Origin of the sequence: Sphingorhabdus sp., from assembly GCF_040079335.1 — a bacterium.
Classification (GTDB): Bacteria; Pseudomonadota; Alphaproteobacteria; order Sphingomonadales; family Sphingomonadaceae; genus Sphingorhabdus_B.
The window spans coordinates 1-2,891 of record NZ_JBEBKL010000102.1 but is presented as its reverse complement, the minus strand read 5'-3'; the positions used below and the strand labels follow the sequence as shown (position 1 = coordinate 2,891).

The following is a 2,891-nucleotide window of genomic DNA, read 5'->3' as shown; positions in this document are numbered from 1 at the left end:
GGAGGCGGAAGATGTGTGCACAAGGTGGACGAAGTTCGACCGGTTCGCACCCGAGCGTTAGGTCGCACTGCAAGGCGGCAGTGTGCCTGCGCCGATCCGTATGTTGCCGTCCCCTGGCGCAGCTTCGCACAGCCAGTGGACTGCACTAGCCCGCTCGCCGTCGGCAAACTCAAGCTCGTTGATCCCAGCCATATGGACGGCGATGGCCAATCCGGAGTGAACTCGAGGAATGGCCAAACTGGCAAAGGCTGAGAGGGTCGAGGGCACTATGTCAATTAGATAGCCATACGGCTAAGTAACTTGACGTGCCAGCCGGATGATGTATAGATAGCCATATGGCTAACCTTGATTCGATCTTCCACGGACTAGCAGACCCAACCCGCCGCGCTGTGATTGCTCGTCTGGCCACTGGCCCGGCGCGCGTCTCCGAGCTGGCCGCACCTCATGACATGGCACTGCCGAGTTTTCTCAAGCACCTGAAGGTGCTCGAGACGGGTGGCTGGATCGAATCTGACAAGGCCGGTCGTATCCGCACCTGCCGCCTTAAACCCGAAACGACGAAAGCCGCCGAAGACTGGCTGGGCCAGCAGCGGTCGCTCTGGGAGGGGCGTCTCGACCGCCTCGATGTATTTCTCAACAATCTGTATGATGAAGGAAAAAATGATGAAGCCTGATCCCAAACTAGACCTGGTGTTCGAACGAACGGTCAATGCCAGCCCCGCCCAACTCTGGCGGGCTTTGACAGAGCCCGAACTGCTCCAGCAATGGTTCGCTCCCAATCCCTGGACCGTAGCACGCGTGTCGATCGAACCTCGCGCTGGCGGCGAATTCTCCATCGTGATGGCGTCGCCGGAGGGCGCCGAAATGAGCGGGGCGCCGGGCTGTGTTCTCGTGGCTGAGCCCGAGCGGCGCCTGGTCTGGACTGATGCAGTTGGGCCCGAGTTCCGACCAAATGCCGAGGCCTTCATGACCGTCGATGTCACTATGCAAGCTGGCGAAGGCGGAACACGGTATCGAGCGCTGGTGCGCCACAAATCAGACGCAGACCGCCAGAAGCATCTGGACATGGGCTTTCATGATGGTTGGGGCATCTGCCTCAACCAGCTCGAAGCTTTGGCCGGAAGACTTTGATCTTGGGCAGCCTGATCGTGCACGGCAGTTTCACAGTCGAACGCGCCTGACCATCAACCTGAAGTCCGACAGTACTGGCACGCGCCTCGAGTTGTCAGAATGTAGGACTGTACCGACTCGCGGGACATCTTTCATGCTGCTGATTGGCAGCCAGGAGGGTGGATCCAATGACCAAGGACGACCGCGATATTCAGCGCAAGCTCAAAGTGCTGCGTCACGCCTGAACCCTCGCCCGTACCGATCGTCTGCGCACCCTGTTCTACGGCGGTTTTCGCCTTTTTCTGCCCAAAAAAACTCGCCGTTCCGGACTGCACGACATTCCGGACCCTGCGGTGTTACGCTGATTAGGCCCAAACCGATCGCTAGAGTCAGTTTGGCTGGAACCAATGCGAGTATTGCCAGTTGACTCAAGACCCATCTTTTGGTCCTTTGTTGGTGCGTTCGAACCACCATGCACGCAACTCGCTGGAGAGTTGTTGTGCTGAAACAAAGCATTTTCAAAACCGCCCTTTTGTTGGGCATAGCACTGAGTTCATTCGGCCTAGAGGCGCGCGAAGCGACATTGCTCGATTTTACCACCGCGCCCCCACCGAAGGCCGCCGCTCAATCTGCAGATTCAGCGATATTGGATGAGTTTAAGGCGGCCGCTTTGGAGATCGAAAGTTCGGGGCGCAGCCAACAAGCCCGACCGCAAGCGATACTCGATCTGATGGCTGCCGAATTGGCTGGGAGTCCCCTGCCCATCGGCAATGCTGGTGATCCCGATCCAATAGTTCAGCTGCCGACCGCGCGCATTCACATTCCCGCATGGATGCAACCCACGCGGCCTTTCATGTCCCACCAGATTCAATCGACCGCCTTGTTCAGCAGCAATCTGTCGGGCGGGAGCTATGACCGGTGTGACGGAAGACGCTATTCGCCGGCCTGGTGGCTCGATCCAAAGGTTGAGGCTCGAAGGGCCTACCACTTCGACATGGTTGCTGCTGTCGCGTGCGAATACGGTGTTCCGACATCGTTGCTCGATGCCGTGATCGCGCAGGAATCCGGCTACAAATATTGGGCGATCAGCCACAAGGGAGCGATGGGTCTGATGCAGATCATGCCTGGGACGGCGAGCCAGCTTGGGCTTGCCGATCCTTTCAACTCCTTGGCCAACATGCGGGCAGGGGCGCGTTATTTGCGCGAGCATCTCGACCGCTTTGGCCGCGTTGATCTGGCGCTCGCCGCATATAATGCCGGACCGCATCGCCGCTCGCTGCGCGAGGGTCGGTTGCCGATGATAGTCGAGACGCTCAACTATGTCCGCACGATCATGACCAACTGGACAAGGCTGTCGCCGCGTAATGTGGAGATTGCCAACGTGGACCGCGGAGTCATTGCTGCGGCGGCTGTCGCGAGTTCGGGATTTCGGAGTGTGAACCTCGTCCGCTATGACGGGCTCAGCCAGGCGCAGCCCTTTTGACGACGGTGCGGTGTCTTTGAAATACCTGGCCTGTTAACCTAGTAGCGAGGTCTCGATCTCGATCACGCGCTCTTGATGCCTGACGATCGTGTCGATGGTGCGCTTGGCTGCTTCACGCAAAATGGCGGGCTTCACGACCAGCTTGATGCAGCCTTGGCGGACAGACGTGATTTCCTCGAGATACTCGCGAAAATAGTCACTGGTGTGCCGGATCTCCATCGCGTCATAGAGGCTGACATCGTGCAGCCAAGCGACGGCAATGTTCGCCCGAATGGGGTCGATCCCAAGCGCTGCAAAG

General features: G+C 58.6%; 4 protein-coding genes and 1 pseudogene. 4 read left to right on the top strand and 1 reads right to left on the bottom strand.

Translation table 11 applies throughout. From position 1 onward, the window contains the following. The 4 genes from ABL922_RS14410 to ABL922_RS14395 form a co-directional block, all read left to right on the top strand. Nucleotides 1-252: hypothetical protein (locus ABL922_RS14410; protein WP_349024903.1), on the top strand; the 252-nt coding region annotated here is incomplete at its 5' end. 83 nt (nucleotides 253-335) lie between these two features. Beyond that, nucleotides 336-674 carry a metalloregulator ArsR/SmtB family transcription factor gene (locus tag ABL922_RS14405; protein ID WP_349024902.1) on the top strand — a complete coding sequence of 113 codons (339 nt, stop codon included), beginning with the start codon at nucleotides 336-338 and terminating at the stop codon, nucleotides 672-674. Then, nucleotides 661-1,131, top strand: a complete 471-nt coding sequence (locus tag ABL922_RS14400; RefSeq protein WP_349024901.1) for an SRPBCC family protein — start codon at nucleotides 661-663, stop codon at nucleotides 1,129-1,131. The genes ABL922_RS14405 and ABL922_RS14400 overlap by 14 nt, the downstream gene beginning before the upstream one ends. 478 nt (nucleotides 1,132-1,609) lie before the next feature. Next, nucleotides 1,610-2,593 (top strand): lytic transglycosylase domain-containing protein, encoded by a 984-nt coding sequence (locus ABL922_RS14395; protein ID WP_349024900.1) that lies wholly within the window; start codon nucleotides 1,610-1,612, stop codon nucleotides 2,591-2,593. A 33-nt stretch (nucleotides 2,594-2,626) separates the two neighbouring features. On the opposite strand, the pseudogene ABL922_RS14390 reads toward ABL922_RS14395, so the two are convergent. Then, a pseudogene (locus ABL922_RS14390) lies at nucleotides 2,627-2,891 on the bottom strand (hypothetical protein); the annotation flags it as partial.